Source organism: Actinoplanes sp. KI2 (assembly GCF_025630775.1).
In the GTDB taxonomy this organism is placed as follows: Bacteria; Actinomycetota; Actinomycetes; order Mycobacteriales; family Micromonosporaceae; genus Actinoplanes.
This window is the reverse complement of record NZ_JAOSZE010000070.1, coordinates 1-26,421: the sequence shown is the minus strand read 5'-3', so window position 1 is coordinate 26,421 and position 26,421 is coordinate 1. Positions and strand designations below refer to the sequence as shown.

Annotated in this window: 28 protein-coding genes; 13 read left to right on the top strand and 15 right to left on the bottom strand. The window is 71.3% G+C overall.

Features of this window, described 5'->3' with window-relative positions; all coding sequences use genetic code 11:
- Positions 1-6: 6 nt before the first annotated feature.
- The 3 genes from ODJ79_RS43535 (at position 7) to ODJ79_RS43525 (ending at position 2,195) form a co-directional block, all read left to right on the top strand.
- Positions 7-714 (top strand): carbon-nitrogen hydrolase family protein, encoded by a 708-nt coding sequence (locus ODJ79_RS43535; protein WP_263029603.1) that lies wholly within the window; start codon positions 7-9, stop codon positions 712-714.
- Between the two features lie 28 nt (positions 715-742).
- Positions 743-1,141: a RidA family protein gene (locus tag ODJ79_RS43530; protein ID WP_263029602.1), complete on the top strand. Its 399-nt coding sequence runs from the start codon at positions 743-745 to the stop codon at positions 1,139-1,141.
- Between the two features lie 424 nt (positions 1,142-1,565).
- A complete protein-coding gene (locus ODJ79_RS43525) occupies positions 1,566-2,195 on the top strand; it encodes a hypothetical protein (protein WP_263029601.1) in 630 nt (209 codons plus the stop codon).
- Positions 2,196-2,210: 15 nt separating this feature from the next.
- Here ODJ79_RS43525 and ODJ79_RS43520 read toward each other — a convergent pair whose 3' ends face one another.
- The 6 genes from ODJ79_RS43520 to fdxA all read right to left on the bottom strand — a co-directional run bounded on the left by ODJ79_RS43520 (position 2,211) and on the right by fdxA (position 7,227).
- Entirely contained in the window at positions 2,211-2,924 is a 714-nt protein-coding gene (locus tag ODJ79_RS43520; RefSeq protein WP_263029600.1) for a hypothetical protein, read from the bottom strand.
- Positions 2,925-2,968: 44 nt separating this feature from the next.
- Positions 2,969-4,072, bottom strand: a complete 1,104-nt coding sequence (locus tag ODJ79_RS43515; protein WP_263029599.1) for a S8 family serine peptidase — start codon at positions 4,070-4,072, stop codon at positions 2,969-2,971.
- Positions 4,072-5,307 carry a hypothetical protein gene (locus ODJ79_RS43510; RefSeq protein ID WP_263029598.1) on the bottom strand — a complete coding sequence of 412 codons (1,236 nt, stop codon included), beginning with the start codon at positions 5,305-5,307 and terminating at the stop codon, positions 4,072-4,074. The genes ODJ79_RS43515 and ODJ79_RS43510 overlap by 1 nt, the downstream gene beginning before the upstream one ends.
- Positions 5,304-5,717, bottom strand: a complete 414-nt coding sequence (locus tag ODJ79_RS43505; protein WP_263029597.1) for a hypothetical protein — start codon at positions 5,715-5,717, stop codon at positions 5,304-5,306. The genes ODJ79_RS43510 and ODJ79_RS43505 overlap by 4 nt, the downstream gene beginning before the upstream one ends.
- A 98-nt stretch (positions 5,718-5,815) precedes the next feature.
- Positions 5,816-6,907 (bottom strand): succinyldiaminopimelate transaminase, encoded by a 1,092-nt coding sequence (dapC, locus tag ODJ79_RS43500; RefSeq protein ID WP_263029618.1) that lies wholly within the window; start codon positions 6,905-6,907, stop codon positions 5,816-5,818.
- Positions 6,904-7,227 (bottom strand): ferredoxin, encoded by a 324-nt coding sequence (fdxA, locus tag ODJ79_RS43495; RefSeq protein WP_263029596.1) that lies wholly within the window; start codon positions 7,225-7,227, stop codon positions 6,904-6,906. Before fdxA ends, dapC begins: the two co-directional genes overlap by 4 nt.
- 82 nt (positions 7,228-7,309) lie before the next feature.
- Between fdxA and ODJ79_RS43490 the strand changes: the two genes are divergently transcribed.
- Entirely contained in the window at positions 7,310-8,269 is a 960-nt protein-coding gene (locus ODJ79_RS43490) for a GNAT family N-acetyltransferase (protein WP_263029595.1), read from the top strand.
- Here the strand turns inward: ODJ79_RS43490 and ODJ79_RS43485 are convergent.
- The 3 genes from ODJ79_RS43485 to mshB all read right to left on the bottom strand — a co-directional run bounded on the left by ODJ79_RS43485 (position 8,266) and on the right by mshB (position 10,246).
- On the bottom strand, positions 8,266-8,736 hold the full coding sequence (locus ODJ79_RS43485; RefSeq protein WP_263029594.1) for a hypothetical protein: 471 nt from the start codon (positions 8,734-8,736) through the stop codon (positions 8,266-8,268). The two genes, ODJ79_RS43490 and ODJ79_RS43485, sit on opposite strands and share 4 nt — an antisense overlap.
- 134 nt (positions 8,737-8,870) lie before the next feature.
- Complete coding sequence (locus ODJ79_RS43480) at positions 8,871-9,347, bottom strand: hypothetical protein (RefSeq protein WP_263029593.1); 477 nt, start codon at positions 9,345-9,347, stop codon at positions 8,871-8,873.
- A complete protein-coding gene (gene mshB, locus ODJ79_RS43475) occupies positions 9,344-10,246 on the bottom strand; it encodes an N-acetyl-1-D-myo-inositol-2-amino-2-deoxy-alpha-D-glucopyranoside deacetylase (RefSeq protein WP_263029592.1) in 903 nt (300 codons plus the stop codon). Before mshB ends, ODJ79_RS43480 begins: the two co-directional genes overlap by 4 nt.
- 94 nt (positions 10,247-10,340) lie before the next feature.
- Here mshB and ODJ79_RS43470 point away from each other — a divergent pair, with 94 nt between their 5' ends.
- The 8 genes from ODJ79_RS43470 to ODJ79_RS43430 all read left to right on the top strand — a co-directional run bounded on the left by ODJ79_RS43470 (position 10,341) and on the right by ODJ79_RS43430 (position 20,621).
- A complete protein-coding gene (locus ODJ79_RS43470; protein ID WP_263029591.1) occupies positions 10,341-12,200 on the top strand; it encodes a prolyl oligopeptidase family serine peptidase in 1,860 nt (619 codons plus the stop codon).
- Between the two features lie 10 nt (positions 12,201-12,210).
- The gene (locus ODJ79_RS47070) at positions 12,211-12,813 is read left to right on the top strand and encodes a Uma2 family endonuclease (RefSeq protein WP_317620753.1); all 603 of its coding nucleotides are present in this window, start codon (positions 12,211-12,213) and stop codon (positions 12,811-12,813) included.
- 32 nt (positions 12,814-12,845) lie between these two features.
- On the top strand, positions 12,846-14,282 hold the full coding sequence (locus ODJ79_RS43455; RefSeq protein WP_263029590.1) for a TldD/PmbA family protein: 1,437 nt from the start codon (positions 12,846-12,848) through the stop codon (positions 14,280-14,282).
- Positions 14,279-15,721: a TldD/PmbA family protein gene (locus ODJ79_RS43450; protein ID WP_263029589.1), complete on the top strand. Its 1,443-nt coding sequence runs from the start codon at positions 14,279-14,281 to the stop codon at positions 15,719-15,721. Before ODJ79_RS43455 ends, ODJ79_RS43450 begins: the two co-directional genes overlap by 4 nt.
- A 37-nt stretch (positions 15,722-15,758) precedes the next feature.
- Positions 15,759-16,625: a hypothetical protein gene (locus ODJ79_RS43445; protein ID WP_263029588.1), complete on the top strand. Its 867-nt coding sequence runs from the start codon at positions 15,759-15,761 to the stop codon at positions 16,623-16,625.
- Positions 16,626-16,830: 205 nt separating this feature from the next.
- The gene (locus ODJ79_RS43440) at positions 16,831-17,655 is read left to right on the top strand and encodes a hypothetical protein (RefSeq protein ID WP_263029587.1); all 825 of its coding nucleotides are present in this window, start codon (positions 16,831-16,833) and stop codon (positions 17,653-17,655) included.
- A gap of 12 nt (positions 17,656-17,667) precedes the next feature.
- Positions 17,668-19,590, top strand: a complete 1,923-nt coding sequence (locus ODJ79_RS43435; protein ID WP_263029586.1) for a fumarate reductase/succinate dehydrogenase flavoprotein subunit — start codon at positions 17,668-17,670, stop codon at positions 19,588-19,590.
- A complete protein-coding gene (locus tag ODJ79_RS43430; RefSeq protein WP_263029585.1) occupies positions 19,590-20,621 on the top strand; it encodes a succinate dehydrogenase/fumarate reductase iron-sulfur subunit in 1,032 nt (343 codons plus the stop codon). The genes ODJ79_RS43435 and ODJ79_RS43430 overlap by 1 nt, the downstream gene beginning before the upstream one ends.
- A gap of 119 nt (positions 20,622-20,740) precedes the next feature.
- On the opposite strand, the gene ODJ79_RS43425 is transcribed toward ODJ79_RS43430, so the two are convergent.
- The 4 genes from ODJ79_RS43425 to ODJ79_RS43410 all read right to left on the bottom strand — a co-directional run bounded on the left by ODJ79_RS43425 (position 20,741) and on the right by ODJ79_RS43410 (position 23,672).
- Positions 20,741-21,283, bottom strand: coding sequence for a GNAT family N-acetyltransferase (locus ODJ79_RS43425; protein ID WP_263029584.1), 543 nt, complete (start codon positions 21,281-21,283; stop codon positions 20,741-20,743).
- Positions 21,256-22,152 carry a MerR family transcriptional regulator gene (locus tag ODJ79_RS43420; protein ID WP_263029583.1) on the bottom strand — a complete coding sequence of 299 codons (897 nt, stop codon included), beginning with the start codon at positions 22,150-22,152 and terminating at the stop codon, positions 21,256-21,258. Before ODJ79_RS43420 ends, ODJ79_RS43425 begins: the two co-directional genes overlap by 28 nt.
- Before the next feature lie 490 nt (positions 22,153-22,642).
- Complete coding sequence (locus tag ODJ79_RS43415) at positions 22,643-22,879, bottom strand: hypothetical protein (RefSeq protein ID WP_263029582.1); 237 nt, start codon at positions 22,877-22,879, stop codon at positions 22,643-22,645.
- Positions 22,880-22,931: 52 nt separating this feature from the next.
- Entirely contained in the window at positions 22,932-23,672 is a 741-nt protein-coding gene (locus ODJ79_RS43410) for a TetR/AcrR family transcriptional regulator C-terminal domain-containing protein (RefSeq protein WP_263029581.1), read from the bottom strand.
- Between the two features lie 88 nt (positions 23,673-23,760).
- On the opposite strand from ODJ79_RS43410, the gene ODJ79_RS43405 reads away from it, so the two are divergent.
- Positions 23,761-25,293, top strand: coding sequence for an MFS transporter (locus tag ODJ79_RS43405; protein WP_263029580.1), 1,533 nt, complete (start codon positions 23,761-23,763; stop codon positions 25,291-25,293).
- A 219-nt stretch (positions 25,294-25,512) separates the two neighbouring features.
- On the opposite strand, the gene ODJ79_RS43400 is transcribed toward ODJ79_RS43405, so the two are convergent.
- Both ODJ79_RS43400 and ODJ79_RS43395 read right to left on the bottom strand, forming a co-directional pair.
- Complete coding sequence (locus tag ODJ79_RS43400; protein ID WP_263029579.1) at positions 25,513-25,923, bottom strand: VOC family protein; 411 nt, start codon at positions 25,921-25,923, stop codon at positions 25,513-25,515.
- 10 nt (positions 25,924-25,933) lie between these two features.
- Entirely contained in the window at positions 25,934-26,371 is a 438-nt protein-coding gene (locus ODJ79_RS43395; protein WP_317620752.1) for a helix-turn-helix transcriptional regulator, read from the bottom strand.
- Between the last annotated feature and the right edge of the window lie 50 nt (positions 26,372-26,421).

The window sequence follows — 26,421 nt, the reverse complement described above, 5'->3', positions numbered from 1 at the left end:
CGGCCCATGCGCTCCTTGGTCATCGCCGTAGCCCAGCCCCGCATCGAGCCCCTCGACGTCGCCGCCAACGCGGCCCGGCACGCCGCCGCGGTCCGCGCGGCCCACGCCCAGGTAGTGGTCTTCCCCGAGATGTCGCTGACCGGGTACGAACTGGACGCGCCGACCGTGGCGCTGGACGATCCTCGACTCGCGCCGCTGGTCGAGGCATGTGCGGCGACCGACACGGTGGCGCTGGTCGGCGCGCCGGTCGAGGGGCCGTACATCGCGATGCTGGCGGTCGACGGCAACGGCGCACGAGTCGCCTACCGCAAGCAGTACCCGCACTCCAGCGAGGAGCGGTTCCTGGCCGGGCCGGCGCCCGAGGTGCTCGAGGTGGACGGCTGGCGGCTCGGCCTGGCGATCTGCCGGGACACCGGCGTCGCCGAGCACGTCGCGCAGACCGCGGCGCTGGGCATCGACGCGTACGTGGCGGGCGTGCTCGACGCGCCGGAGGGCGACGCGGTGGTGGCCGAGCGGGCCCGGCGGGTGGCCGCCGAGCATGGCGTGTGGGTCGCGGTCTCCTCGTTCGCCGGGCCGACCGGCGGTGGGTACCCCGAGTCGGCCGGGCGCTCGGGCATCTGGACGCCGGAGGGCCGGGTGGCGGCGCGGGCCGGGCGGACACCGGGTGAGCTCGCCCGGGCCACCATGGTCGCCGAGTCCCTCGCCCGGCTCTAGCTCCGGCCCGACCGACTACGCTCGCCGCATGCAGCACCACGTCCGGCCGGAGGGCACGCCTCCGACCAATGGCTACAGCCACGCGGTGTCCTTCGCCGGACCGATGTTGGTGATCTCCGGGCAGGTCCCGCTGGACGCCGAGGGCCGCCTGGTCGGGTACGACGACTGCGCCGCGCAGACCCGTCAGGTCTTCCGCAACCTCGAGGTGGTGCTGGCCGCGGCCGGGGCCACGATGAGTGACGTGGTCAAGCTGACCGTGTTCCTCACCAACATGGCCGACCTGGCCGGGTTCCGTTCGGTGCGAGACGAGTTCGTCGACCCGCAGCGACCGCCGGCCAGTTCGCTGGTGCAGGTCGGCGGGCTCGTCCATCCGGCGTTCCGGATCGAGATCGAGGCGATCGCGGCACTGCGCCCGCCCGTGGACTGATTTACCCCTTTCCGGGGAATTGCCTTGACCGGAATGTGACGAGCGGGGAAATTGGGCGGGGCGCTGACCAATTCCTTGGGCGCGTTCGGATTAGCCCGTCCGGTGCCATTTGCGGTTTTCGGCGATCCGGTCCGGCGAGGACGGTCCATCGGCCGTACGGGAAAAGGGAAAGACCTGATCTCTGTGCGCGACCACCGGGGATGGATGGTCGCCGCTCCGGCGGCGTCGAGCCGGCGGCTTCCGGGCATCCCCCGTTGGAGTTAAGCCGGTCGGCCGCACCTGCGGGAAATGTCCGCGCGCAACGGCGGACCGGGATCCCGATCACATGACCGTTGCTCGCCGGGGACCGTTGAACAACCAGTTCTGTCGGTCCTTGAGGGAGGAACGCGCCCCGCATGCCAACGCACGACCCTGAGGCCCGCTCGTGATCCGCCTCCTCGACGCACTGACCCGCCGGCGTGGCGCCGCCGGCCGGGAGAGGAACGGGCACATCGAGTTGCGCCCGTCCGATCACGAGGAGCCGACCTGGGAGGTCCGGCACCCCGGCGACCGGCAGCGACGTCGATGGGACGGCCGGACCCGAGCGATCCTCTCCCTCGCCGCGGCGGCCGCCGTGGTGGTCAACGCCGGCGCGGCCTGGATCTACTGGCGGGTCACCGACTCGGCGACCGGGCCGTGGGCCGCCACGACCCCGGTGGAGATCGCGCTACGGGCCCGTTCCGACCTCAATCACCCGCTGATCGCGGGACAGAGCGGCCAGCTCGCGGTGACGGTGACCAACGACTACGACTTCCCGATCCGGATCACCTCGGTCACGCCCGGCGCCGGCGCCATCGTCGCCGACCGGGAGCATCGCGAGGCGGGGTGCACGAACCCGCGCGTACGGCTGAGCCGGGCGCGGTTCGTGGTCTCCTGGGAGGTGCCGCGCAACACGATCGGCGCGTTCACCCTCGCGGACGCGCTGGTCATGCGGCCGGATGCGGCCCCGGCCTGCGACGGCGGGGTGTTCACCGTGCCGATCCAGGCCTCCGGGAGCAGCCGCGACCCGTCGTGATCCTTTTGCCGGCTGTCAGAGCCGCCCGCGGGTCTTGGCCGGCTCGGCGAGTGCGTGCCGGGCGTCGGCCAGCAGCCGGTCGGTGTCGCCAGGGGTCAGCACCGCGGTGACCTCGGCCCGCTCGATCCGGCCGTCGCGGGCGTACACCCGGAACAGGCCGAGCGGGCCCGCCACCGCCCGGACCGTCGGCCGCCTGTCGACGTCGTTGATCAGGCGGTACGCCTCGACGACGCGGCCGCGGGGCGCATCGACCCGGCCACGGGGCGCATCGATCTTGCCGCGAGCCGTGTCGATCTTGCCGCGGGCCGCGTCGAGGAAGCCGTCGTCGGTGGACTCTCCCGGTAACGGTTGGTAATCGTGTCGACGCAGGATCATCGGAACGAGCGCGGCCTTGAGGCGAGCGGTCGCCAGCGCCTCGATCAGCCCCGACGCGACGCGGGCCGGGCCGAGTGCCGACCACCAGTCCGGCCGCAGGCTCACGTCGACAAATCTGCCCACGGCGTCGACCACGGCAAATGCGGTGCCGGTGCGGTCCGGCCCGGCGATCCGATCGAGCCGCGGCGGCGGACCGCCAGCACGCGCGCGAATCACCATATTTCCTACATAGACAGCGAACCTGCGCGCATCCCCCACGCGCGCGTCGCCGCCCCGTTCCGCTTGCACGGATGGAAACAACGTCGATCCCCCCAGATCTGAGGGCACTGAGAGTAACGCACCAAGGTCACTCATTCGAGTACCCGAACGCCAGACGTCATGCCAATCCGCGCCGGCGCTCAGGAACCTCTACGTACCCGCACGATCATCACGACGGCCAGGGTGACGATCAGCACGAACCCGCCGACCGCGGCGAAGAACAGCCAGCCCGGCAGCCCACCGTCCACGGCCGAGGTGACCGGCGCCGGGCCCTGGGCGGCGGTGACCGGCGCATCGGTCGGGACGGCCGTGGTCGCGCTCGGTGCAACCCGGGGCGCGGTCAACGCGGCAACCGGGTTCAGCTGGCCGTACCCGTAGTAGTCGTCGCGCCCCTTGGCCCCACGGTCGGTCGCGGTGCGGGTCAGCCGATCCACCACCTCGGCGGCAGACATGTCGGGATAGCGGGCCCGAATGAGCGCGGCAACCCCGGAGACGAGAGCGGTCGAGTCGCTCGTACCCTTCACAACGGTATACGTATTGTTCGGGCGCGCCGCCGGAATCTGGGTGCCGTAGGCGACGAGGTCGAGCTCTTTGCCGTAGTTGGAGAAGTCGGCGACCTTGTTGTTCCTGTCCACCGCGCCGACCGCGAGCACGCCGCGAAGCCCGGCCGGAAGTCCGACGGCCTGGTGTTCGTTGCCCGAACCGGCCACCAGGACCACATCGGCCGCGACCGCCTCATCCACCGCCTTCTGCATGACGTCGCCACCGACCGACAGGGCGAACGACATGTTGATCACCTTGGCGCCGTGCGCGACCGCCCAACGGATTCCCTCGGCCGCGTATACCGGGTCGTCGCTCGGCGTGACCGCCATGACCTTGCTGCGCGGAGCGACACCGAGCAGACCATCGCCGCTACCGTGACCCCGCCCGGCGATCAAGGTCGCGATCCCCGTGCCGTGTCCACCGTTGTCCAAGCTGTCGGACGGCCCTTTACGCACGGTGTTGTATCCCGGCAGCGTTGCGCCGCGCAGATCCTGGTGGGTGGTGTCGATACCGGTGTCGAGGACCGCGACCGTGACGCCCTCGCCCCCGTTGCCCAGTGTCTGAGCCTTGGCGAGCTGCATGGGAGCGAAGTACCACTGGCTGGTCCGCTCGGCGTCGGCCCGGGCCGGTACGCCAGTCAGCAGCACGGTGAGCAGGGCGGCGCCGATCGCGGCGCCACCCGCACGCACGGTTCGCAGCACTAGCGCCAGCCGATCACGGTTGGGCCGGGGTCGTGCCGCGGCTTGTCGGTGGATGGAGCGATCACCGGCTCGACGCCCTCGGCGACCGCCCACGGGTTGTCCGGATCGAAGGCGAGTTGGTCATCGCTCCGCCCTCGACGGCCGCCGCGACCGGGCATGCCGGACATTCCAGTTCCCCGGTTGCGGTCGGGGCCGACCTCGTCGTCGGACAGCCACGACGGTCGTGGCTGCCGGCCACTACGCCCGACCGGCGACCCGCGGGAAACGCCCGCACCGGGCTCGCCGAGGACGCCCGACTGCGTCAACCGCCCGGGTCGAAGGCCGCTACCCGGGGCGATCGGCGCGCCGCCGCCGGTGGGCAGCAGGCCGGGAACGACTGGGTTGATCGGACTGCCACCAGTGGGTAATCCTCCGCCGCCACCGGTGGGCAGCGGGGTGAGCTGTCCGCCACCCGGCACGCCTGGGGGTGGGCCGGGGGTAATCACGCCGGCCAGTCCGGGGCCGCCCCCGCCGCCAACGCTTCCTGCCGAGCCATCGCCGGTGCTGCCACCCTGATTGCCGCCGGGCACCGTCGTGTCGTGGCCGGGCATCGGCGGCGGCGGGTCGTGCGGCACTGAAACATCGATCCCGCGGGAGGTCGATCTGTGCCCGCCGCCGGCGGCCGAACGGACCGGGCGCCCGGAGCCGTCGTCCTCCTCGTCAATCTGGCCGACTCTCAACTGGTAGGGCTCCGGGACCTTGAGCAGCGAGACAGAGTCCTCCACCGCGCGCTCGGCCTCGATCATCGCGTTGCGTGCCTGGGAGTCGATGCCGTCCTCGGCCTTGTCCCACCAGTGCGGGATCAGGTCGGAGCTCTTGTCCTTGTACTGCTCCCACAGCGGCTTCAGCTTCGTCTTCGCGGTCTGGATCGCGGAGACGATGTTGTCCAGCCCGCTCGCCGTGGCGTCGGCGTCGGCCGAGGCCGAGTCGAGCCGGCCGATCAGGATGTCGAGTTCCTGCACGAAGGCGGCCGACGACTGGTTCTGCTCCGGCGGCCAGGCCGCGACGAGATCGGCGCGGGCCGTCTTCAGCGCCTCCTGCTGGCTGCGCACCGAGCCGGCCAGCGTGCGCCACGCGCTCACCTGCCGTCGGCTCGGCTCGTCGTCCTCGTGCTCCACCATCGCCCACAGGCGGGGCGTGTTGAAGCCGCCCCAGTTCGTGCAGTAGAGGCTGGTCACCACGGGTTCGTCGGTCATATCGCCCGCGCACCTCCCCGGGTGGACGGGTGCCCGTCGGCCATGGCCCGGCGGGCCTGCGCCTCGGCGACCGCCTGCGCCATCAGGGCGTTCACCTGCGAGGCGCTCTGAGCGGAGCGGCCGTCGCTCTTCTCCAAGGCGTCGGCCACCTTGCCGGCCGCCGCGGCGAGAACCGCCGCCGCCTCCAGGTATGCCTCGATGTTCTGCGTCGAGGCCTTCAGGCTGGCCTGATAGCGCTGCTTGGCCGCGGCCACCCCGCCGCTGGCGTTGTTGGCCCCGAACGCGATCCCGGCCGAGAGCTCCACGCCGGCTCGCGAATAGCCCGACGCGAGGGTTGTCGACGTGTCGTTAGGGACCTGATTAGAGAACTTGTGCAGCCCATCCGTCTCGACGTGCACTCCGTCAGCCACGACCGCCTCCCCGCAGCGTCGTATGGTTCCGGCCCCGAGGGTAGCGATGGGCGTCGAGACCGCAAAACCTCACCCCTCGACCGGAAGATCACCCAGAGTCAGGACAGCCGGGCCACCGCGGCAGCGACGCGTTCGTCGGTGGCGGTCAGCGCGATCCGGACGTGCTGGGCCGCGGCCGGGCCGTAGAAGGCGCCCGGAGCGGCCAGGATGCCCTTCTCGGCGAGGCCGTCGACGGTCTGCCAGCAGTCCTCGCCGCGGGTGGCCCACAGGTACAGGCCCGCCTCCGAGTGATCGATCTCGAAGCCCGCCTTGGCGAGGGCGGTACGCAGCGTGTCGCGCCGGGCGGCGTACAACTCGCGCTGGCGCTCGACGTGCGTCTCGTCGCCGAGCGCGGCGATCATCGCGGCCTGCACCGGCGCCGGGACGATCATGCCGGCGTGCTTACGGACCGCGAGCAGGCCGGCGACCAGCGCCGGGTCGCCGCCGAGGAAGCCAGCCCGGTAACCGGCGAGGTTCGACCGCTTGGAGAGCGAGTGCACGGCCAGGACGCCGGTGTAGTCGCCGCCGGTGACCGCGTCGTCGAGCACCGAGACCGGGCGGCTTTCCCAGCCCAGCGACAGGTAGCACTCGTCGCTGACCACGGTCACGCCGCGCTCGCGGGCCCAGGCGACGACCTTGCGCAGGTGCTCGACCGGCAGCACCCTGCCGGTCGGGTTGGACGGCGAGTTGATCCAGATCAGTTTGATCCGGCGGTCCGGGCCGAGCGCGGTCAGCGAGTCGCTGCGCACCACGGTGGCACCGGCCAGCAGGCCGCCGACCTCGTACGTCGGGTAGCAGACCGAGGGGATCACCACGACGTCCCCGGGGCGGACCCCGAGCAGGGTGGGCAGCCAGGCGACCAGTTCCTTGGAACCGATCGTGGGCAGCACCCCGGGCTCACCCGAGGCGTTGCACGCCCGGGCCAGCCAGCCGGCGATCGCCGCGCGGAGCGCCGGGGTGCCCGCGGTGAGCGGGTACCCCGGTGCGTCCGACGCGTCGGCGAGCGCCTGGCGAATCAATGCCGGAACCGGGTCGACCGGGGTGCCGACGGACAGGTCGACGATGCCGCCGGGGTGCGCGGCGGCCTTGGCCTTCGCCGGCTCCAGCAGGTCCCAGGGGAAGTCCGGCAGGGCCGACGCGAGAGCGCTCAGTGGTCGCCCCGGGGCGGCTGGGCCGCCACGAACGCGGCATCCTTGTCGATCTTGCCCTTCTTCGCGGCGCCGCCGGGCGAGCCGAGGTCCTCGAAGAACTCGTAGTTCGCGTTCGTGTAGTCCTTCCACTGGTCGGGCACGTCGTCCTCGTAGAAGATCGCCTCGACCGGGCAGACCGGCTCGCACGCCCCGCAGTCCACACACTCATCGGGGTGGATGTAGAGCATCCGGTTGCCCTCGTAGATGCAGTCGACCGGGCACTCTTCGATGCATGCCTTGTCGAGCACATCGACGCAGGGCTCAGCGATGATGTAGGTCACGGGTCTTTCCCTCCAAAGCCACGCCGCGCGAACCGCCGGCGACGAATGCAGAGCCTAGTATCTCCGCCGGAGGAGGTGACACGTGCTCCGTCGGCAGGATGTGGGACACCGGGTGGTAGTACGCCGGATTGTAGGCGTCTCGCCGGAGCGAACGCTGTATTCCGATGCACTCGGGGAGCTCGTCGACCTCACCGAGACGGATCTCACGATCGCCACCGAAAAAGGGACGTTGCGGGTGCCCCTGGAGGAAGTGCACCGGGCCAAGCGGGTCCCGGCCGCGCGCCGCCCGCCGGCGGCCGGCGTGATCGCCCTCGAGCTCGCGGCCAACGCCGCCTGGCCGGCGCCGATCCAGTCGCGCCTGGGCAGCTGGCTGTTGCGGGCGGCCGGCAACTGGACCGGCCGGGCGAACTCGGCGCTGGCCGTCGGCGACCCGGACCGTACGCTCGAGGCCGCGATCGACGCCGTGGTGGCGTGGTACCAAGCGCACGGCCAGCAGCCGCTGATCAATGCGCCGATGCCGCTCGCCGCCCCGGTCAACGCCGCCCTCGACGAGCGCGGCTGGACCGCTCGGCCGCTCACCCTGGTGCAGACCGCCGTGCTGCCCGCGGTGCTCGCCGCCGTCCCGCCGCGCGGTGACCTGCCCCCGGTCGAGCTGGCCGATGCTCCCAGCGACGACTGGTTCGCGATGGTCGCCGAGCACAAGGGCGCCCTGCCGCCGACCGCGGTGCGCATTCTCACCGGCGTACCGGAAGCTGTTTTTGCTCAGGTGCACGATGCCGACGGCTCGCTGATCGCGGTGGCGCGCGGCGCCATCACCGGCCCGGACCGCTGGCTCGGCATCTCGCTGCTGCAGACCGCGCCCGCCGCCCGCCGACGCGGCATCGCCCAGCAGGTGGTCGGCGGCCTCGCGCAGTGGGCGACGCAGCACGGCAGCACCCGCGCCTACCTACAGGTGGAGGAGCGGAACACCGCCGCGGTCAGCCTGTACGGCGGGTTGCGCTTCGGCACCCACCACACCTATCTGACCCGGGAAGCGCCCTAGCGGCGGACGACCTTGCGCGGCTTCGCCGCCCGGGTCTCCGAGTACGCCTTGAGCGAGCGGGACCGGAAGTCGCGGCCGAACAGCATGGCGACCCAGTAGCCGAGCAGCGTGCCGCCGATCGCGAAGCCGGCGTAGAGCCAGACCTGGAAGAAGAAGTCGCCGGCACCGGACTTGAACGGCTGCCCGCCGCTGATGAACGGCCCGATCAGGACGGTCAGCAGCAGGCCGCCGAGCGCGCCGAAGACCAGGTCGGGCAGCAGCCACTCGCTGGGGCGCTTGCGCTGGCAGGCCACGAACGTCCAGACCGCGAGGGTCAGGCCGATCAGGGCGAACATGATGACCGAGGCCGTGTTCTCCGCCGAGTCGTTGCCGTCGAAGAAGAGGCGGATGATCAGACGGGCCACGACGTTGATCGCGAACAAGCCGATCGCCAGCGCCGCGGGCGCGAACCAGCGCTGCTGCCTCATGTTGTCCTCCTGAAAACCGCAATCCGTGGCTCGGGATCGTAACGCCAGAGGAACGTCCGGCGCTCGACCCCGTGGGCCATCTTTGCGGATGACGCGCCACGAGTCCTCGATGAAACCTGAGAGTCAGCTGCGAATCATTGCTTCGGCAGCCTTTGCAGGATCATCCGGTACGAATAGACGGCGAAGGCCAGGCTGCCGACCAGGATCATCGCGAGCCCGATCCAGTCGTTGCCGGCCAGCAGGTAGTCGCCCTCGTGCGTGCGCACGCCGGCGGCCAGCAGCATCATCAGCGTCCAGAGCGCCCACGGCGGGCCGAGCGCCCAGCGGCGGCCGCCGGTGGTGCTGACCGCGAACCAGGCGATCGCGTAGTTGCCGACCGCGGCCAGCAGGATCGAGAGGCCGAGCAGCGGGCCGTGGCCGGAGCCGATCGCGGAGCCGCGCCAGATCGTCGTCAGGTCGCCCCAACGCAACGGGGTGAGGAACAGCTCCAGCACGCCGGAGAAGAAGGCGGCCAGGATCGCGACCACCAGCCCGCCCGCCACGATGATCGGTTCCCACGAGCGGCGCGCCGGGGGCGCCTCGGGCTGGACCTCTTCCCGCGAATCGATCATCTGGCGGCCGCGTCCGCTCTCGCCGGCTCGTCGATGTGCAGACCGCTGAACAGGTCGCTCTCCCAGTTGTGCGGGCCCTCGCCCGGGCCGCGCTCACCCTTGGCGAGCAGAAAGTATTCGACGCCCATGAACTCGCCGCCGAAGTCCCCGGCGATGCCGTACAGCCAGGAGTTGTCCGGAATCTGGGTGGCGTGCGCCCGCATCGCCGCCGTCTTCTGCTGGTAGTGGTCGGTGCCGTCGATCCGGGCCGCGATCTCTTCGTCGGTGTGCCCGAACGGCAGGTCCTCCACCCTCTCCACGTCGGCGAAGGGGTTGTCGTCGAGGCCGCGGAACGCCTCCATGCCGTCGCGCAGCACGCTGAGCGGCATCGCGGTCCAGTAAATCTTCTGCGGGCCGTCCGCCCCGGCCAGCTCGGCGGCGCGCATGGCGACCCGGTGCGCCTGGATGTGATCGGGATGGCCGTAGAAGCCGTTCTCGTCGTACGTGATCATGATCTGCGGCCGGATCTCCCGGATCACCTCGACCAGCAGGGCGGCGGCCTCGTCGACGTCGGCGCCCCAGAACGCGCGGGGGTGATCGTTGGTCGGCAGGCCCATCATCCCCGAGTCGCGGTAGTGGCCCGCGCCGCCCAGGATGCGGTGGTCGGTGACGCCCAGCGCCGCGCACGCGCGGGCCAGCTCGCCGAGGCGGTACCCGCCGAGCTGGTCGGCCTGCCCGGCCTCGAGCTGCGCCAGCTCGGGGACGTGGATCTCGCCCTCCTCGCCGAGCGTGCAGGTAACGAGCGTCACGTGGGCGCCCGCGGCCGCGTAGTGGGCCATCGTCGCGCCGGTGCCGGTGACCTCGTCGTCGGGATGGGCGTGCACCAGCAGCAGGCGGCGCGCGGGCAGGGCGTCAGTCACGGCGGCAACTCTACGCGGCGGCAGGCTCGCCTTTTCAGAGCCGGGCTGCGAGTTTGCGCGGCGCGGTGCACCCTTGATCAGCGATGCTGGACGCGTGGACTACCCCGCCCTCGCCGATCGCACCGGTCACTTCCGTTACGGCGCGCCGCACGCCGTCAAGATCGGCGCGGACGGCGCCCGGGTGGCCTTCCTGCGCTCGGCCGGGCCGGAGGATCCGGACCCGGCGCTCTGGGCGCTGACCGTGACCACCGGCGAGGAGAGGTTGGTGGCCGAGGGTCCGATTTCCGCGTACGCGGTGGACCGTGACGCCCGGACGGCGGCGTTCGCGCGCGACGGTCGTCTCTTCCGCGCCGATCTGATGACCTTCACGGTCGGCGAGGTGCCGGCCACCGGCCCGGTCGAGGATCCGCGGCCCGACCCGGCCGGACGGCACATCGGGTACGTGACCGTGGCCGGCGGGTCCGCGTCGCTGCGCGTCGTCGGGCCGGCCGGCGACCGGCTGCTGGCCGGCGAGCCCGGCACGGCCTGGCGCGAGCACGGCGGCCTGATCTCGTGGGGCGTGCCCGACCCGGCCGCCGTGCAGTTCGGCCGGCGGCGCGGCTGGTGGTGGTCGCCGGACGGCACCCAGATCCTGGCCACCCGGACGGCCGCGGCGACCAGCCTGCACCTGCTCGACCTCGACGAGGGCTGGGTGGACGTGCATTGGGACCGGGAGACCTACCCGTACGTGGCGAATGTGCGCTGGGCCGACGGCGGCGGCCCGTTGATCACCGTGCTGCGCCGGATGCAGCAGCACGGGCTGGTGCTGGCGATCGATCCGCGGACCGGGGAGACGCAGGTGCACGCCGAGCTGGCCGACGCCCGCTGGGTGGAGCCGGTGGCCGGCACGCCGCGGCACCTGCCGGACGGCCGGGTGCTGGTCGGCGGCGAGCTGGCGCACGACGGCTTCGACGCGCGCTGCCTGTTCGCCGACGGCAGCCTGCTCACCCCGCCCGGCCTCTACGTGCGGCGGGTGGTCGGCACGCTGCCCCGGGCCGACGCTCCGAGCGGCGTGCCCGACCTGATCGTCGAGGGGACCGACGGCGACCCGTCGGCGCAGTCGGTGTTCCGCGTGCGCGCGTCCCTGGCCGGCGGCGGCGCGGAGGCCCGCAAGATCAGCATGACCCCGGGCTGGCATCGCGCCGAGGCCAACGGCGACGTGCTGGTCCTCGACGACACGGTGTGGCGTGGCGAGGCCCGGGTGGCGACGCTGCGCAACCTGTCGGCGCCCCTGCCCTACCACCCCAGCCCGATCCTGGAACGGGTCACCGATCGGCGCCTGCCGGCCGCGGTGCTGTACCCGGCCGGCTTCGTGGGCGGCGCGAAGATCCCGGTGCTGGTCACGCTGGGCGACGGCACCGGCTATCAACAGGTGGTGACCGACCCGTCGGCGTGGCAGGAGCGGCAGTGGTGGGCCGACGCGGGGTTCGCGGTGGTGAGCGTCGATTCCCGAGGTACGCCGGGGGTGGCGCCCAGCTTCGAGAAGGTGGTGCACCGCAGGCTGGGCGACGTGGCCCTGACGGATCAGGTGGACGCCCTGCACGCGCTGGTCGGCAAGCACCCCGACCTGGACCTGTCGACGGTGTCGGTGCGCGGGTCGGGGCTGGGCGGCTGGCTGGCGGCGATGGCGGTGCTGCGGCGGCCGGACATCTTCCATCGGGCGGTGGCCCGCGACCCGGTCACCGACTGGAACCACCTGCCGGCGCCGTTCGCGGAGCGGTACCTCGGCGATCGGGGGGACGCCGCGGAGGTGTACGCCCACCACAGTCTCGCCGAGGCGGCGGCCCAGTCGGACCGGTCCCGCCCGCTGCTGCTGATCGGCGCGGACCTGCCAGGCTTCACCGCCGTCCCCACCGCGTCCTTGGCGGAGGAACTGACCTTCCTACAAGGAGGAGCCCTCGCCGATAGTCGCTAGACCGGTTGGCATGAGACTAGTCTCTGTGCGAGAGCCAGCAACTCGATCGCAAGGGAGGCACCATGACCGCGGCCATTCCCATCGACGGCCTGCCGATCACCGAAGAGGACTTCCTCGCCCTCGGCGAGACAGCCGCTCGCATCGAGCTGTTCGATGGAAGCCTGCACATGTCACCCCGCTCCACCACCACTCATCAACACGTCCTCGGCGAGCTGGCCGCCGCCCTCCGCACCCCGGCGCGGGACGCCGGCTCCCGCGTGCTGCCGGAACCGAACCTCCGGCTGAACCGGACCGCATACCCAGCCCCGATCTCGTCATCACGACGGACATGGAACACAAGCTGGTCCTCGACGCCGACAGCGTGCTCCTGGTCTGCGAGATCACTTCGCCATCCAACGCCGCGACCGACAAGGTGCTCAAGATGCACTACTACGCCGCGGCCGGCATCCCGTGGTATCTCCTGGTCGAGCAGGACAGCGCCACCTTGCACCTCTACGCGCTCGTGGACGACACCTACGTGGAGAAGGCCGTCGTCCGCCCCGGTGACCTGCTGCGGCTGACGGAGCCGGTGGTCGCCGTCCTCGACCCGGTCGAGTTGTCCCCGCCGCTCTGAGTTTTGTCGTACCGGTCGCCTAGGGTCGGTGCATGAGCCACTTCGATGAGGCGTCCTCGGCGGTCCAGGCCGCTCTGGATGCCGGGGCGCGCTACGCCGACGCACGCGTCATGGTGCGCCGCACCGAGTCGATGACCGCCCGCGACGGCGCCGTCGAGGATCTGAGCTCCGACGAGAGCGCCGGTCTCGGCGTTCGCGCCCTGGTGGGGTCCAGCTGGGGTTTCTACGCGATGCCCGACCTCTCGGACGGCGCCGCTCGGGCGGCCGGCCGGCGCGCCGCGCAGATCGCCGCGGCCAGCGCGACCGTTCCCGGGCCGCCGATCGACCTGGTGCCGGCCGGGGCCGGCGAGGCGAGCTGGGCGAGCGACTGCGAGGTCGACCCGGCCTCGGTGTCCCTGTCGGCCAAGGGCGACCTGCTGGTCCGGGCGACCGACGCGGCCAAGGGGTCCGGCGCCGACCTCGCCGAGGCGCTCTACCGCAGCTGGGACACCCGCAAGTGGTTCGTCTCCAGCGACGGGCACCGCATCGATCAGCACATCCGCGAGTGCGGCGCGGGCGTCTGGGCGAGCGCCATCGGCGACGGCGAGGTGCAGCGCCGGTCCTGGCCCTCGTACGGCGGGCAGTTCGGCACCCGCGGCTGGGAGCTGGTCGAGGAGCTCGATCTGATCGCCAACGCGCCGCGGATGGCCGAGGAGGCGCGCGCCCTGGTCACCGCGCCGCTCTGCCCGGCCGGCGAGACCACGCTGATCCTCGGCAGCGAGCAGCTGGCCCTGCAGATCCATGAGTCGGTCGGGCACGCCATCGAGCTCGACCGCATCCTCGGGTGGGAGGCCGCGTTCGCCGGCACCAGCTGGCTCGACCTGGCAAAGCTGGGCTCCCTGCGCTACGGCTCCGAGCTCATGAACATCACCATCGACCCGCGCATCCCGGGCGCGCTGGGCAGCTTCGGGTACGACGACGAGGGCACCCCGGCGACCAAGCGCGACGCCGTGCGCGACGGCATCTGGGTGGGCGTGCTCGCCGGGCGCGACTCGGCCGCCGTGGCCGGGCTCGACTACGCCGGCAGCGTGCGCTCCGACGGCTGGGCCCGGCTGCCCATGGTCCGGATGACCAACGTCGGCCTAGAGCCGGGGCCGCACACGCTCGACGAGATCATCGCGGCCACCGACGACGGGGTCTTCATGGAGACCAACCGGTCCTGGTCGATCGACGACCGGCGGCTCAACTTCCAATTCGGCTGCGAGATGGGGTACGAGGTGAAGAACGGCAAACGCGGCCGCCTGCTGCGCAACCCCACCTACACCGGGATCGGCCCCAAGTTCTGGCAGTCGATGGACATGCTCTCCTCCGAGACGGTCGCCTGGGGCACACCGAACTGCGGAAAGGGCCAGCCCGGCCAGGTCGGGCACACCGGTCACCCGGCGGCGCCGGCCCGCTTCACGAACGTACGCGTGGGGGTGCGCGGATGAACGCCGAGCTGGACCTGGCCGGCCGGGTCATCGAGCTGGTCCGCGCCGCGACCGGGCCGGCGGCGGACGCCGAGGTCCTGGTGTCGCACAACGCCGAGGCCCTGACCAGGTTCGCCAACTCGGCCATCCACCAGAACGTGGCCGAGGCGACCACGACCGTACGGCTGCGGCTGCACCTGGACGGCCGCACGTCGGCCGGCGCCACCACGATCACCACGGCGGACGGCCTGCGCACGCTGGTCGACCGCACGATCGAAGCGGCCCGGCTGAGCCCGCCCGACCCGACCTGGCCGGGTCTGACCCGGCCCACGCCGCTGCATGTCTCGGCCGCTCATTTCGGCTCGGGCCAGCACTCGGGCCTCGACTTCGGCTTCGACGAGGCGACCGCGCAGGCCGATCCGGGCGAGCGGGCCGTGCGGGTCCGCGATTTCGTCCGGGCGGCCGGCGGGCTGGAGACGGCCGGCTTCTGCCGCACGGTGTACGCCTCCGCCGCCTTCGCCAACAGCGACGGCCACGCCGTCGAGGGCCGCACGGCCGAGGCCGCGATGGACGGCATCGCCCGCGTCGACGGTTCGGACGGCGTGGCCCGGCTGGCCAGCGGCCAGATCGCCGACATCGACGGCGCGGCGCTGGGCGCGCGAGCCGCGGCCAAGGCGCGGGCCGCCCGGCGCCCGGTCGAGCTGCCGCCGGGGCGGTACGAGGTGGTGCTGGAGCCCGAGGCGGTCGCCGACATGCTCGGCAACCTCGCGATGTTCGGCTTCAACGGCAAGCTGTTCAACCAGCGGCAGTCGTTCGCCGAGCTGAACGCCGAGCAGTTCGACCCGTCCGTGACCATTGTCGACGACCCGGTGGGCAGCCGGGGTGAGCCGGCGCCGGGCCTGCCGTTCGACGGCGAGGGCACGCCGCGGCACACGCTCGTGCTGGTCCGCGACGGGGTGACCGAGGCGGTGACGCACGACCGCCGGACGGCGGCCGAGGCGGCCACCGAGTCGACCGGCCACGCCTGGGGCGAGTCGCGTACGTGGGGGCCGGTCGCGACCAGCATGCGGCTCGAGGCGGCGCCCGCCTCGACCGAGCCGGTGCTGCCACCGGCCGCGGAGCCGGGCCCGACCGCCGAGTCGGCCCGGCCGCTGGTGGCGCGCATGGAGCGCGGGCTGCTCATCACCGACTTCTGGTACACCCGGGTGCTCGACCCGAAAAGCCTGGTGGTCACCGGCCTGACCCGCAACGGGGTGTGGCTGGTGGAGGACGGCGAGGTCACCTCGGCGGTGAGCAACATGCGGTTCACCCAGTCCTATCCGCAGGCGCTCGGCATCGGCCTGGTCCGTGGCATCGGCAGCGAGTCGGTGCTGCTGCCCGATCGCTGGTCGGGCGTCCGGTACGCGGCCCCGGCCGTGCACCTGGCCAGCTGGAACCTCACCGGAAACGCCTCCGGATGATCCGGCCCAGCATTGACCGGCGTGCTTCACTGAGCCGGTGAGCGACACTCCGCGCAACGCGGATGACGACACGCCGACCGGCGAACTCTCGATCGGCGGGTTGGGCGCGCCTGCGCAGGCCGGCGACGACGCGACCACGCGAGTCGGCGGCGGCGTTGCCGCGCCGGACGACGGCGGCGTGACCGGGCCGGCTGGGGGCAGTGTGACCGGGCCGGCTGAGGGCGGCGTGACCGCGCCGGTCGGCGGCTCTAGCGCGCCGGTCGAGGGTGGGGCGACCGCAGCGGGTGCGGGCCCGGGCGATGCAGCCGGGTCGAGCGGGGGCACCGCGGCCACGACTGCCGCCCGGCCGTCCGCCCGGCGACGGCTGCTCAGCTTCGGGCCGCTGCCGGCCAACCCCGGCGATGCCGACCGTCGTCGCCGCCGCTGGTTCGTCACCGGCATTGCGGTCGCCGCCGCGATCGTCGCCGTCGCGCTCTGCGCCGGCGCGCTCTCCGTGGTCTCGGCGGTCAACGGCGTGCGCGACCGCGCCGCCGACGCCCGCGCGGCCCGGACCGTGCGCGAGAACGACTGCCTGGACCTGGAGAGGCGGCTCAACCGCCTGGTCCCGCCGGGAGCGACCACCGGCCCGGCCGCGCGGGCCACCGCTATCCGGGACGAGAACGCGGCCGTGCGCATCTACGTCGACCGGCTGGGCACGCAGCGGGACGCGGATGCCTGGCGGCAGCTGCTCGACGCGCGGACCGTCTTCGCGGACGCGCTGGACCGCCAGGCCAAATCCCGTACGCCGGCCTTCTACGTCGCGCCGAGGACCGACGACGGCACGGCCGTGGCCGACCAGCTGGTGCAATGGTCGCCGGAGCCATGCGCCGGATCGATCCGCCGGCTGGCCGTGCCCGAGCTCTGACGGCCCGGATTTCCAAGATCCACTACCTTGTTTGCCCATGTCGATGCGAGCGGGTCTCGGATTTGTGACATAGACATCATCCCTGAGCCAAAAACTGTCCGAGCCCAGGCGTAACGTGTGCCACACATCACGGACGCACGGCGGCTGTGGGCGCCTCCGCCCGTTAACAGCCGGGTCACTTGGACAGGGCACATCAGGAGATCGAATGACGACGACGGCAACGAGGCCGACGGGGCCGGCCGACGATCGCGCGGGGCGTAACCGCGCAGCGATCGCGGCGAAAACGTTGCGCACCGACCGATGGTGGTTCCCCCCACTTATCACCTTCGTGGGACTCGCGGCCTGGGTCACATACGCGACCGTCCGCGTCTTTATGCACAAGTGGTATTTCGTGTCGGATTACCATTACCTAACGCCGTTCTACTCACCGTGTATTACCGACCGGTGCGTCGAGGGCTCAGCCGAGTTCGGCACGCCGCTGCCCAGCGCTTGGTTCATCCCCGAGGCCGCGTTCACGCTGCCGTTCCTGCTGCTGTTCCGGCTTACCTGCTATTACTACCGGAAGGCGTATTACCGCGCCTTCTGGCTGTCGCCGCCGGCCTGTGCGGTGCCCGACGGGCATCAGAAATACACCGGCGAAACACGCTTCCCGCTGATCTTCCAGAACGTTCATCGGTATGCGTTCTTCGCCGCCGGGATCATCTCGCTCATCAACACCTGGGACGCGATCCGCGCCTTCCACAGCCCCAGCGGGTTCGGTTTCGGGCTCGGCAACATCGTCCTGGTCGTCAACGTGGTGATGCTCTGGGCGTACACGTTGTCCTGCCACTCCTGCCGGCACATCGCCGGGGGCCGGCTCAAACACTTCTCCAAGCACCCGGTGCGCTATCGGTTCTGGACCTTCGTCTCGAAGCTGAACACGAGGCACATGGGGCTCGCCTGGATCACGCTGGGCACGCTCGCGCTGACCGACTTCTACATCATGGCCGTTTCCGCCCACTGGTTCTCCGACCTGCGATTCATCGGCTGAGGGGCGACGACGATGACCACACGAATCGAACGGCACCACTATGACGTCGTCGTGATCGGCGCCGGCGGCGCCGGCCTGCGCGCGGCGATCGAGGCCCGGCTGGCCGGGAAGCGCACGGCGATCATCTCGAAGTCACTCTTCGGCAAGGCGCACACGGTCATGGCCGAGGGCGGCGCGGCCGCCGCGATGGGCAACGTGAACTCGCGCGACAACTGGATGGTGCACTTCCGCGACACCATGCGCGGCGGCAAGTTCCTGAACAACTTCCGGATGGCCGAGCTGCACGCCAAGGAGGCGCCGGAGCGGATCTGGGAGCTGGAGACCTACGGCGCGCTCTTCGACCGCACCAAGGACGGCAAGATCTCGCAACGGAACTTCGGCGGCCACGAGTACCCTCGCCTCGCCCACGTCGGCGACCGCACCGGCCTCGAGCTGATCCGTACGCTCCAGCAGAAGATCGTGTCCCTCCAGCAGGAGGACTACGCCGCGACCGGAAACTACGAGTCGAAGATCCGCGTCTTCGCCGAAACCACGATCACCGAGCTGATGCTCGACGGCGACCGCGTCGCGGGCGCCTTCGGGTACTACCGCGAGTCCGGCGAGTTTCTCCTGCTGGAGGCGCCGGCCGTGGTCCTCGCGACCGGCGGCGTCGGCCGCAGCTACAAGGTCACCTCCAACTCCTGGGAGTACACGGGTGACGGCCACGCCCTCGCCCTGCGCGCCGGCGCCACGCTGATCAACATGGAGTTCCTCCAGTTCCACCCGACCGGCATGGTCTGGCCGCCCAGCGTCAAGGGCATCCTGGTCACCGAGTCGGTCCGGGGCGACGGCGGCGTGCTGCGCAACTCCGAGGGCAAGCGGTTCATGTTCAACTACGTCCCCGACGTGTTCCGCAAGCAGTACGCGGACACCGAGGAGGAAGCCGACCGCTGGTACACCGACCCGGACAACAACCGCCGCCCGCCGGAGCTGCTGCCCCGCGACGAGGTGGCTCGGGCGATCAACAGCGAGGTCAAGGCGGGTCGTGGCACCCCGGCCGGCGGCGTCTACCTCGACGTCTCCACCCGGATGCCGGCCGAGACCATCATCAAACGCCTGCCGTCGATGCACCACCAGTTCAAGGAGCTGGCCGACGTCGACATCACCAAGGAGCCGATGGAGGTCGGGCCGACCTGTCACTACGTGATGGGGGGCGTCGAGGTCGACCCGGACACGGCGGCCGCGTCCGGCACGGTGAACGGCCTGTTCGCGGCCGGCGAGGTGTCCGGCGGCATGCACGGGTCCAACCGGCTCGGCGGCAACTCGCTCTCCGACCTGCTGGTCTTCGGCAAGCGGGCCGGCGAGCACGCGGCGGCGTACGTCGACGCGCTCACCAAGCGGCCCAAGGTCGACACCGCCGACGTCGAGTCGGCCGTCGACGTGGCGCTCGCCCCGCTGAACCGGGCGAGCGGCGAAAACCCGTACACGTTGCAGCAGGACCTGCAGGCGGTGATGGGCGACCTGGTCGGCATCATCCGGCGGTCCGGCGAGCTGACCGACGCGGCCAAGCGGCTGCAGGAGCTCAAGGCGCGGGTGGCCAACGTCGGCGCGACCGGCGGCCGGCGCTACAACCCGGGCTGGCACCTGGCCCTCGACCTGCGCAACATGCTGGTCGTCTCGGAGTGCACGGCGAAGGCGGCGCTGGAGCGGGAGGAGTCGCGCGGCGGCCACACCCGAGAAGACTTCCCGGGTATGAACCCCGACTGGCGCAAGGTCAACCTGGTCTGCTCGGTCGACGGCTCCGGCGACGTCCACCTGGAACGCAAGCCGCTGCCGAAGATGCGCGAGGAACTGATCACCCTGTTCGACCGCGCCGAGCTGTCGAAATATCTGACCGAACCAGAACTGGCCGAGTTCGATGCACTGCCCGGCGCGGGCAAGACGGAGGCGAAGTAATGGGCACCAAGCGCCACTTCCGCGTCTGGCGCGGCGACTCGTCCGGCGGCGAGATCCAGGACTTCGACGTCGAGGTCAACGAGGGTGAGGTCGTGCTCGACATCATCCACCGGCTGCAGGCCACCCAGACGCCCGACCTGGCCTGCCGGTGGAACTGCAAGGCCGGCAAGTGCGGCTCCTGCTCGATGGAGATCAACGGCATGCCCCGGCTGGGCTGCATGACGCGGATGTCCACCTTCGAGGAGACCGAGACCGTCACGATCACCCCGCTGCGGACCTTCCCGGTCATCCGCGACCTGGTCACCGACGTCTCGTTCAATTACCAGAAGGCGCGCGAGACGCCCGCGTTCGCACCGCCCGAGGGGGTCGCGCCGGGTCAGTACCGCATGCAGCAGGTCGACGTCGAGCGCTCGCAGGAGTTCCGCAAGTGCATCGAGTGCTACCTCTGCCAGAACACCTGCCACGTGGTGCGCGACCACGAGGAGAACAAGACCGCGTTCTCCGGCCCGCGCTTCTTCATCCGCGCGGCCGAGCTCGACATGCACCCGCTCGACGCGCGTGCCGACCGCAAGGAGTACGCGCAGGCCAACCAGGGCCTCGGCTACTGCAACATCACCAAGTGCTGCACCGAGGTCTGCCCCGAGCACATCAAGATCACTGACAACGCGATCATCCCGATGAAGGAACGCGTCGTCGACCGCCGCTACGACCCGCTCGTCTGGCTCGGCCGCAAGATCTTCCGCCGCGATCAGCTCGACGAGCCGGCCCGCGTCCCCGCCGCCGTCACCACCGCCACCGCCGGCACGGCAACGCCCGAGGTGCACACACCCGGCACCCCGTTCACCAGCGCCCGCCAGGGCGAGGCCCCACCGATCCGCGACGACGGCAAGATGGACGTCGCCGAACTGGCCCTCCCCCACCAGGGCGGACCATCCCCGTTCGGCGACGACCAGGACTTCCCGCTCCCGACGGAGAGTCTCACCTACAACCCGCCGGCCACCGACAAACCGGAAGCCGACGAAACCCATTAGCTAGATGGACCACCGAGCCAATGGCACCTAGCTAATGGCACGGGTGCATCGGGTCGGAAGGCCGTCGCTCATCGAGTGGCGGCCTTCCTTCTCGACGGGTTAACGGGCCTTCTCGACGGTTAGCGGGGCTCGGCGGGGTGGTCGGCGGCGGGGGCGAGGTCGCGCTGGGTGATGGCCACGTCGTACCAGGCACCGTTCTTGAAGCCGATGCGGCGGTGAACGCCGACCGGCAGAAAGCCCAGGGCCGCGTGCAAGCCTTCGCTCGCCGGGTTGGGCAGGGTCATCTTGGCGACCGCCACCCGGAAGCCGCGCTCGATCAGCCGGGCCAGCAGCGCCTCGTAGAGCGACCGGCCCAGGCCGGCGCCGCGGTGCAGCGGGGAAAGGTAGATGCTCGTCTCGGTCGACCAGCGGTAGGCCTCGCGGGCGGCGAACGGACGCGCATACGCATAGCCGGCCACGTCCCCGCCGAGCTCGGCCACCAGCCAGGCATGGGTGCCGGACACCTCGCGGATGCGCGTCGCCATCTCCACCTCGGACGGCGGGGTGATCTCGAAGCTGACCGCGGTGTCCAGCACGAAGGGCCGGTAGATCGCTGCGCACGCCGCCGCGTCGGCCTCGCCCGCGTCGCGGATCGTCAGTCGTGGCGATGTTTGCTCAACCACTGCAAGACCTCCAGCGCATGCATCGCGGGGGCGGCGATCGGATGAAAAACATGCTCGATCAGGTCGTCCCGGATGACCAGCGTGAGGCGCCGATAGAGAACCATGTCACCCGCGCCGAAGGTCGGCAGGCCGAGCGCGGTCGCCAAGGTCATGCGCGGGTCGGGCAGCAGCGGGTAAGGCAGCCGCAGCCGGTGCACGAGCTCACGCTGGTAGCCGGCGGACTGCGCGGACAGCCCGAACACCCGCGCCGCGCCCGCAGCCAGCAGCTCGGCGTGGTGGTCGCGGAACCAGGACGCCTGCTCGGTCGAACCGCGGGCGCCGGGAATCTCCAGCAGACTGTCCGGCAGGTCGACGCCGGGACGGCCGGTCAACGGGTAGACGAAGACGATGCTGCGTCCCGGCCCGAGCGCGGCGAGGTCGACCGGGCGCCCGTCGGTCGCGTAGAAGCCCAGGCTCGGCACCCGCACACCGACCAGCCCCGCCGGGTCGGCGCTGCCCCGAGCCGGCGCCGGCGGACGCACCCGACCGGCCGCCGCATCCAGCCGCTCATGCAGACCGTCCCGCTGAGCGGTGAGCTTGCCGATCCGCTCCTGCAAACCGTCGATCGCGCTGCGGTAGGTGGCGACCGCCGCCGCGCACACGTCGGCCTCCCGGCCATCGGCCAGGCTCTCCACGAACGGCCGGGTCTCCTCGACGCTGAGCCCGAGCGCGGTCAGCTCGCGGATCTGCTGAACCAAGCGAACCGCGATGGGCGGGTACTCCCGGTAGCCGTTCCCCAGGCGCCGCGGAACGACGAGACCCGCCGCCTCGTAATACCGCAGCGCGCGCACGGTGGTCCCGGTGCGGCGCGCCAACTCTCCGACCCGCATGCCCGGACCCTAAACCCGAACCCCAAGGTACGGGTCAATCCGCGGCGCAGCTCACGAGCGAGGGAAGGCCGGGTCGAACGACGCACTCACGGCCGGTCCAACGGCAAGCTCACGGTGGTCGCCAATGCGGCTCACCCCGATGGAACGGCACGGCCCCCAGGCGACCCGACAGCCCCCGCCGACGGGCGCCGGCATGCCGAGCGGCTGAACGGTCCGGGGCAAACAGCGACGGGCTCACGGCGCTCGAACCAAGCGGCTCACCGCGGTCGCCGACGCGACTCACCGCGGTCGCCGGCGCGACTCACCGCGACCGACGGCGCGGCTCACCACGACCGACGGCGCGGCTCACCACGACCGACGGCGCGGCTCACCACGACCGACGGCGCGGCTCACTGCGACCGACGGCGCGGCCCAGGCGGCCCGACAGCCCTCGGCGACGGGCGCGCGAGCTGCCGAGCGGCTGGACGGTCTGGGGGCGAACGGCGAGGGCTCACGGGTGGCCGACCAGCAGCCGTAAGGAACCGGCGCATTGCGGTTGGGTGAGCAGATGCCCGTACGTTTGCTGCCGCCGGCCGAAAGTCAGGTCGGAGCGCAAGCTTTCGACGGCGCGGTGGGCCGCCTCCGGCGTGATGAAACCCGAGGCCGACCGGGCGGCGCGCGTCTGCGGGTCGAGGAAGGCCTCGGGTCGCGCGTAGCCCCAGGCCGTGGGTGTCGTAGTCGAAGTCACCGGCGAGGGTCTGCGTCATGAGGAAAGCTAAACCTCTGCCCCAGGGGCCGAGTCAAGCCTGCTTCGCGGTGGCTAGCCAATGCTCGAGGCCGTCGAGAATGCGGTCCAGGCCGAAGGCGAAGCCGTCGTCCCAGATCTTCAGTGGCTGGACGCCGTCCATCGGGTTGGACCGGCGCCACTGGTCGTAGTGCGGGTGGTCGGCGGACACCCGCTCGAGATAGGGCTCGATGTCCTGAAAGTATTCGCTGACCGGGCGGTCGGCTCGGCGTAGGGCGCTGGTCGCCGCGGCCTGGGTGGTGGCCGAGCCGATGGCGTGCCCGTGGATCAAGGCGCTGACGTGCGACATCGCCCACCCGGTGAAGCCGGCGTCGGTGAGCAGCGCGATCAGGCGGTCGCCGAGGCGCATCGCGTTCGGACCGAGGGTCGGCTTGGTGCCGAGCAGGGCGATCACCCAGGGGTGGCGCAGCAGGGTGGCGCGCACGCCGTTGGCGAACGTCGAGACGCTGACCCGCCAGGGCGCGTCGCCGGCCTCGGGGACGTAGATCTCGCCCAGCACCTCGTCGACGGCCAGCTCGAGCAGCTCCTCCTTGTTCGCCACGTGCCAATACAGCGACGTGGCACCGGCGTCGAGGCGGGTGCCGAGCCGGCGCATGCTCAGGCCGGCCGTGCCCTCGGCGTCGAGCAGCTCGATCGCGGCCCGGACGATCTGCTCACGGCTGAGGCTGGGCTGGCCACCGCGGGCGCGGGGCGGGCGCGTCCACACCGAGTGAAAGAAGTCCGGCTGGGCTGGCATGCCAACCATGGTAACGGCTCTCGAACAGCGTGCGACTTCGATGGTACGGTGTGCGAGTCAATCGCACACCGTACGAGAGAAGCCCGTCATGCCGGAGCGCAACCCTCGCCGATGGCTCATCCTCGGCGTGCTCTGCCTGAGCCTGCTCGTGGTCGTCATCGACAACATGGTTCTCAACATCGCGATCCCGTCGCTGATCCGCGACCTGGGCGCGAGCACGTCAGAGATCCAGTGGATCATCGATTCGTACATTCTGGTCTTCGCCGGCCTGCTGTTGACCGCCGGCAGCCTGTCCGACCGCCACGGCCGGCGCCGCGGGCTGGTCATCGGCCTGATCGTGTTCGGCGGCGCGTCGGCGCTCGCGACCCTGTGCCGGACCCCCGAGCAGCTGATCGCCGCCCGTGGCCTGATGGGCGTGGGTGGCGCGTTCCTGATGCCGGGCACCCTGTCGATCATCACGACGGTCTTCGACGAGCAGGAGCGCAAGAAGGCGATCGCCATCTGGAGCTCGGTGCTCGCCCTGGGCGCCCTCGGCAGCCCGGTGATCGGCGGCCTGCTCCTGCAGCACTTCTGGTGGGGATCGGTCTTCCTGATCAACGTGCCGGTCGCCGCCATCGCCGTCCTCGCGGCGCTGCTGATCATCCCGGAGTCGCGCGGCGCGGCCACCCGGCCCGACCTGATCGGCGCGCTGCTCTCGATGATCGGCATGGCCGCCCTGGTCTGGGCGGTCATCTCGACGTCCCGCGTCGGCTGGGGCTCGCCGCAGACCATCGGCGGGTTCGTGGTCGCGGTGGTCGGGCTGACCGCGTTCACCCTGTGGGAACGGCACGTCGCCGAGCCGATGCTGCCGCTGTCGTTGTTCCGCGATCGCAACTTCGCGGGCGCGAGCTTCTCCATCGTGCTGTTGTCGTTCTCGGCGGGCGGCGTGGTGCTCGCGCTGACCCAGCACATCCAGTTCGTGCTGGGCTATTCGCCGGTCAAGGCCGGCCTCGCATTCGTGCCGATGATCGTGACGGTGATGATTTTCAACGGCGTGGGCGTGGTTGTCGACAAGCGGCTCGGCACCCGCGCCGCGATGGCGATCGGGCTGTTGCTGATGGCGTGCGGGTTCGGCGTGCTCGCCTCGCTCAACCCCGGGGACGGCTATCTGAAGCTGGCCGCCGCGCTGGTCGTGATCGGCATGGGCAGCGGCACCGCCGGGCCGGCCGCGTACGGCACGCTGCTCGGCGCCCTGCCGCCCGAGCGAGTGGGCGTGGGCTCGGCGGTCAACGACACGGTGCAGCAGGTCGGCCAGGCGTTGAGCATCGCGGTGCTGGGCAGTGTGCTGACCGCGGCCTACCGGTCGGCGATGCCCACCGACGTGGTCGCGCAGGCCCGCGACTCGATCGGCGGAGCACTGCGGGTGGCGGTCCAGACCGGCGACGCGGCGCTGGCCCAGGTCGCAAAGGACTCGTTCGTCGAAGCCATCGCGCGGACGTCGCTGATCGGCGTGATCGGCGGGGTCGCGGCGGCGATTGTCGCGGTCGCGGTCCTACGCCCGAAGCCGAAGCCCGAGGCGGACAAGACGGAGACCGACAAGACGGAGACCGAACCGGTCCCGGTCCCCGAACACCAGGTCTGAAAGGGAATCGCCGGCGGTGGACGGGAGCGTGAGGTACAGCTGCGGGGTGGCCGTGCCGACGCGGGAGCCGGTGTTGCGGACGACGAAGGTGACCCTCACCGATCCCGTCGTTCTGTGCAGCCGCGGGGCGACGTCGAGGTTCTGGCGTCGCCCGGCGTCCGTTGGGCTGATAGGAGGCCTGCCGGAGCAGCCCCGACGAGGTGGCGGGTAGGAGCGAGATCAGCCGAGCTGGTTGATTCGGACCGTGTTGCCGGCCGGGTCGCGGAACGCGCAGTCGCGGATGCCGTACGGCTGGTCGACCGGCTCCTGCACCACCTCGGCGCCGGCCGCCTCGATCCGGTCGAAGGCCTCGTCCAGGTCGGCCGAACCGAGGACCACCATCGCGTACGTGCCCTTGGCCATCAACTCGGCGATCGTGCGGCGTTCGTCATCGGTCAGACCCGGGTCGGCCGCCGGCGGATGCAGGACGATCGACGTCTGCGGCTGGCCGGGAGGTCCCACGGCGATCCAGCGCATGGCGCCGTGGCCGACGTCGCCGCGCACCTCGAAACCGAGGACGTCGCGGTAGAAGGCGAGCGACTTCTCCGGGTCGTCGGCCGGCAGGAACGAGCTGTGAATGACGAGGTCCATGCGGATCACGCTAGTGACGGCGGGTGGCTGCGGCTTCTCGATTCCTGACCGGTCGCAGCACCTGCGCGGCCACGCAGCTGGGCATGCCGGCCGCCTGCCCGGCGCCCAGCTTGCGGTAGGCGCTCGGCGAGACGCCGACCAACTCGGAGAACCGGCTGCTGAACGAGCCGAGCGAGGAGCAGCCGACCGCGAAGCAGACCTCGGTGACCGAGAGATCACCCCGGCGTAGCAGGGTCATCGCCCGCTCGATCCGGCGGGTCATCAGATAGCTGTACGGGGATTCGCCATATGCGGCGCGGAACTCCCGGCTGAGATGACCGGCCGACATGTGTGCCCCGCGCGCCAGGGCCACGACATCCAAGGGCTGGGCGAACTCCCGGTCGATCCGGTCCTTGACGCGTCGGATCCGCACGAGGTCGGCCAGGCGGTGGGCGTCGAGGCTGGTCACCTTCACAGCCTGCCTTGGCCGGGCACAGGGTGACAACCGATCGCACAGAT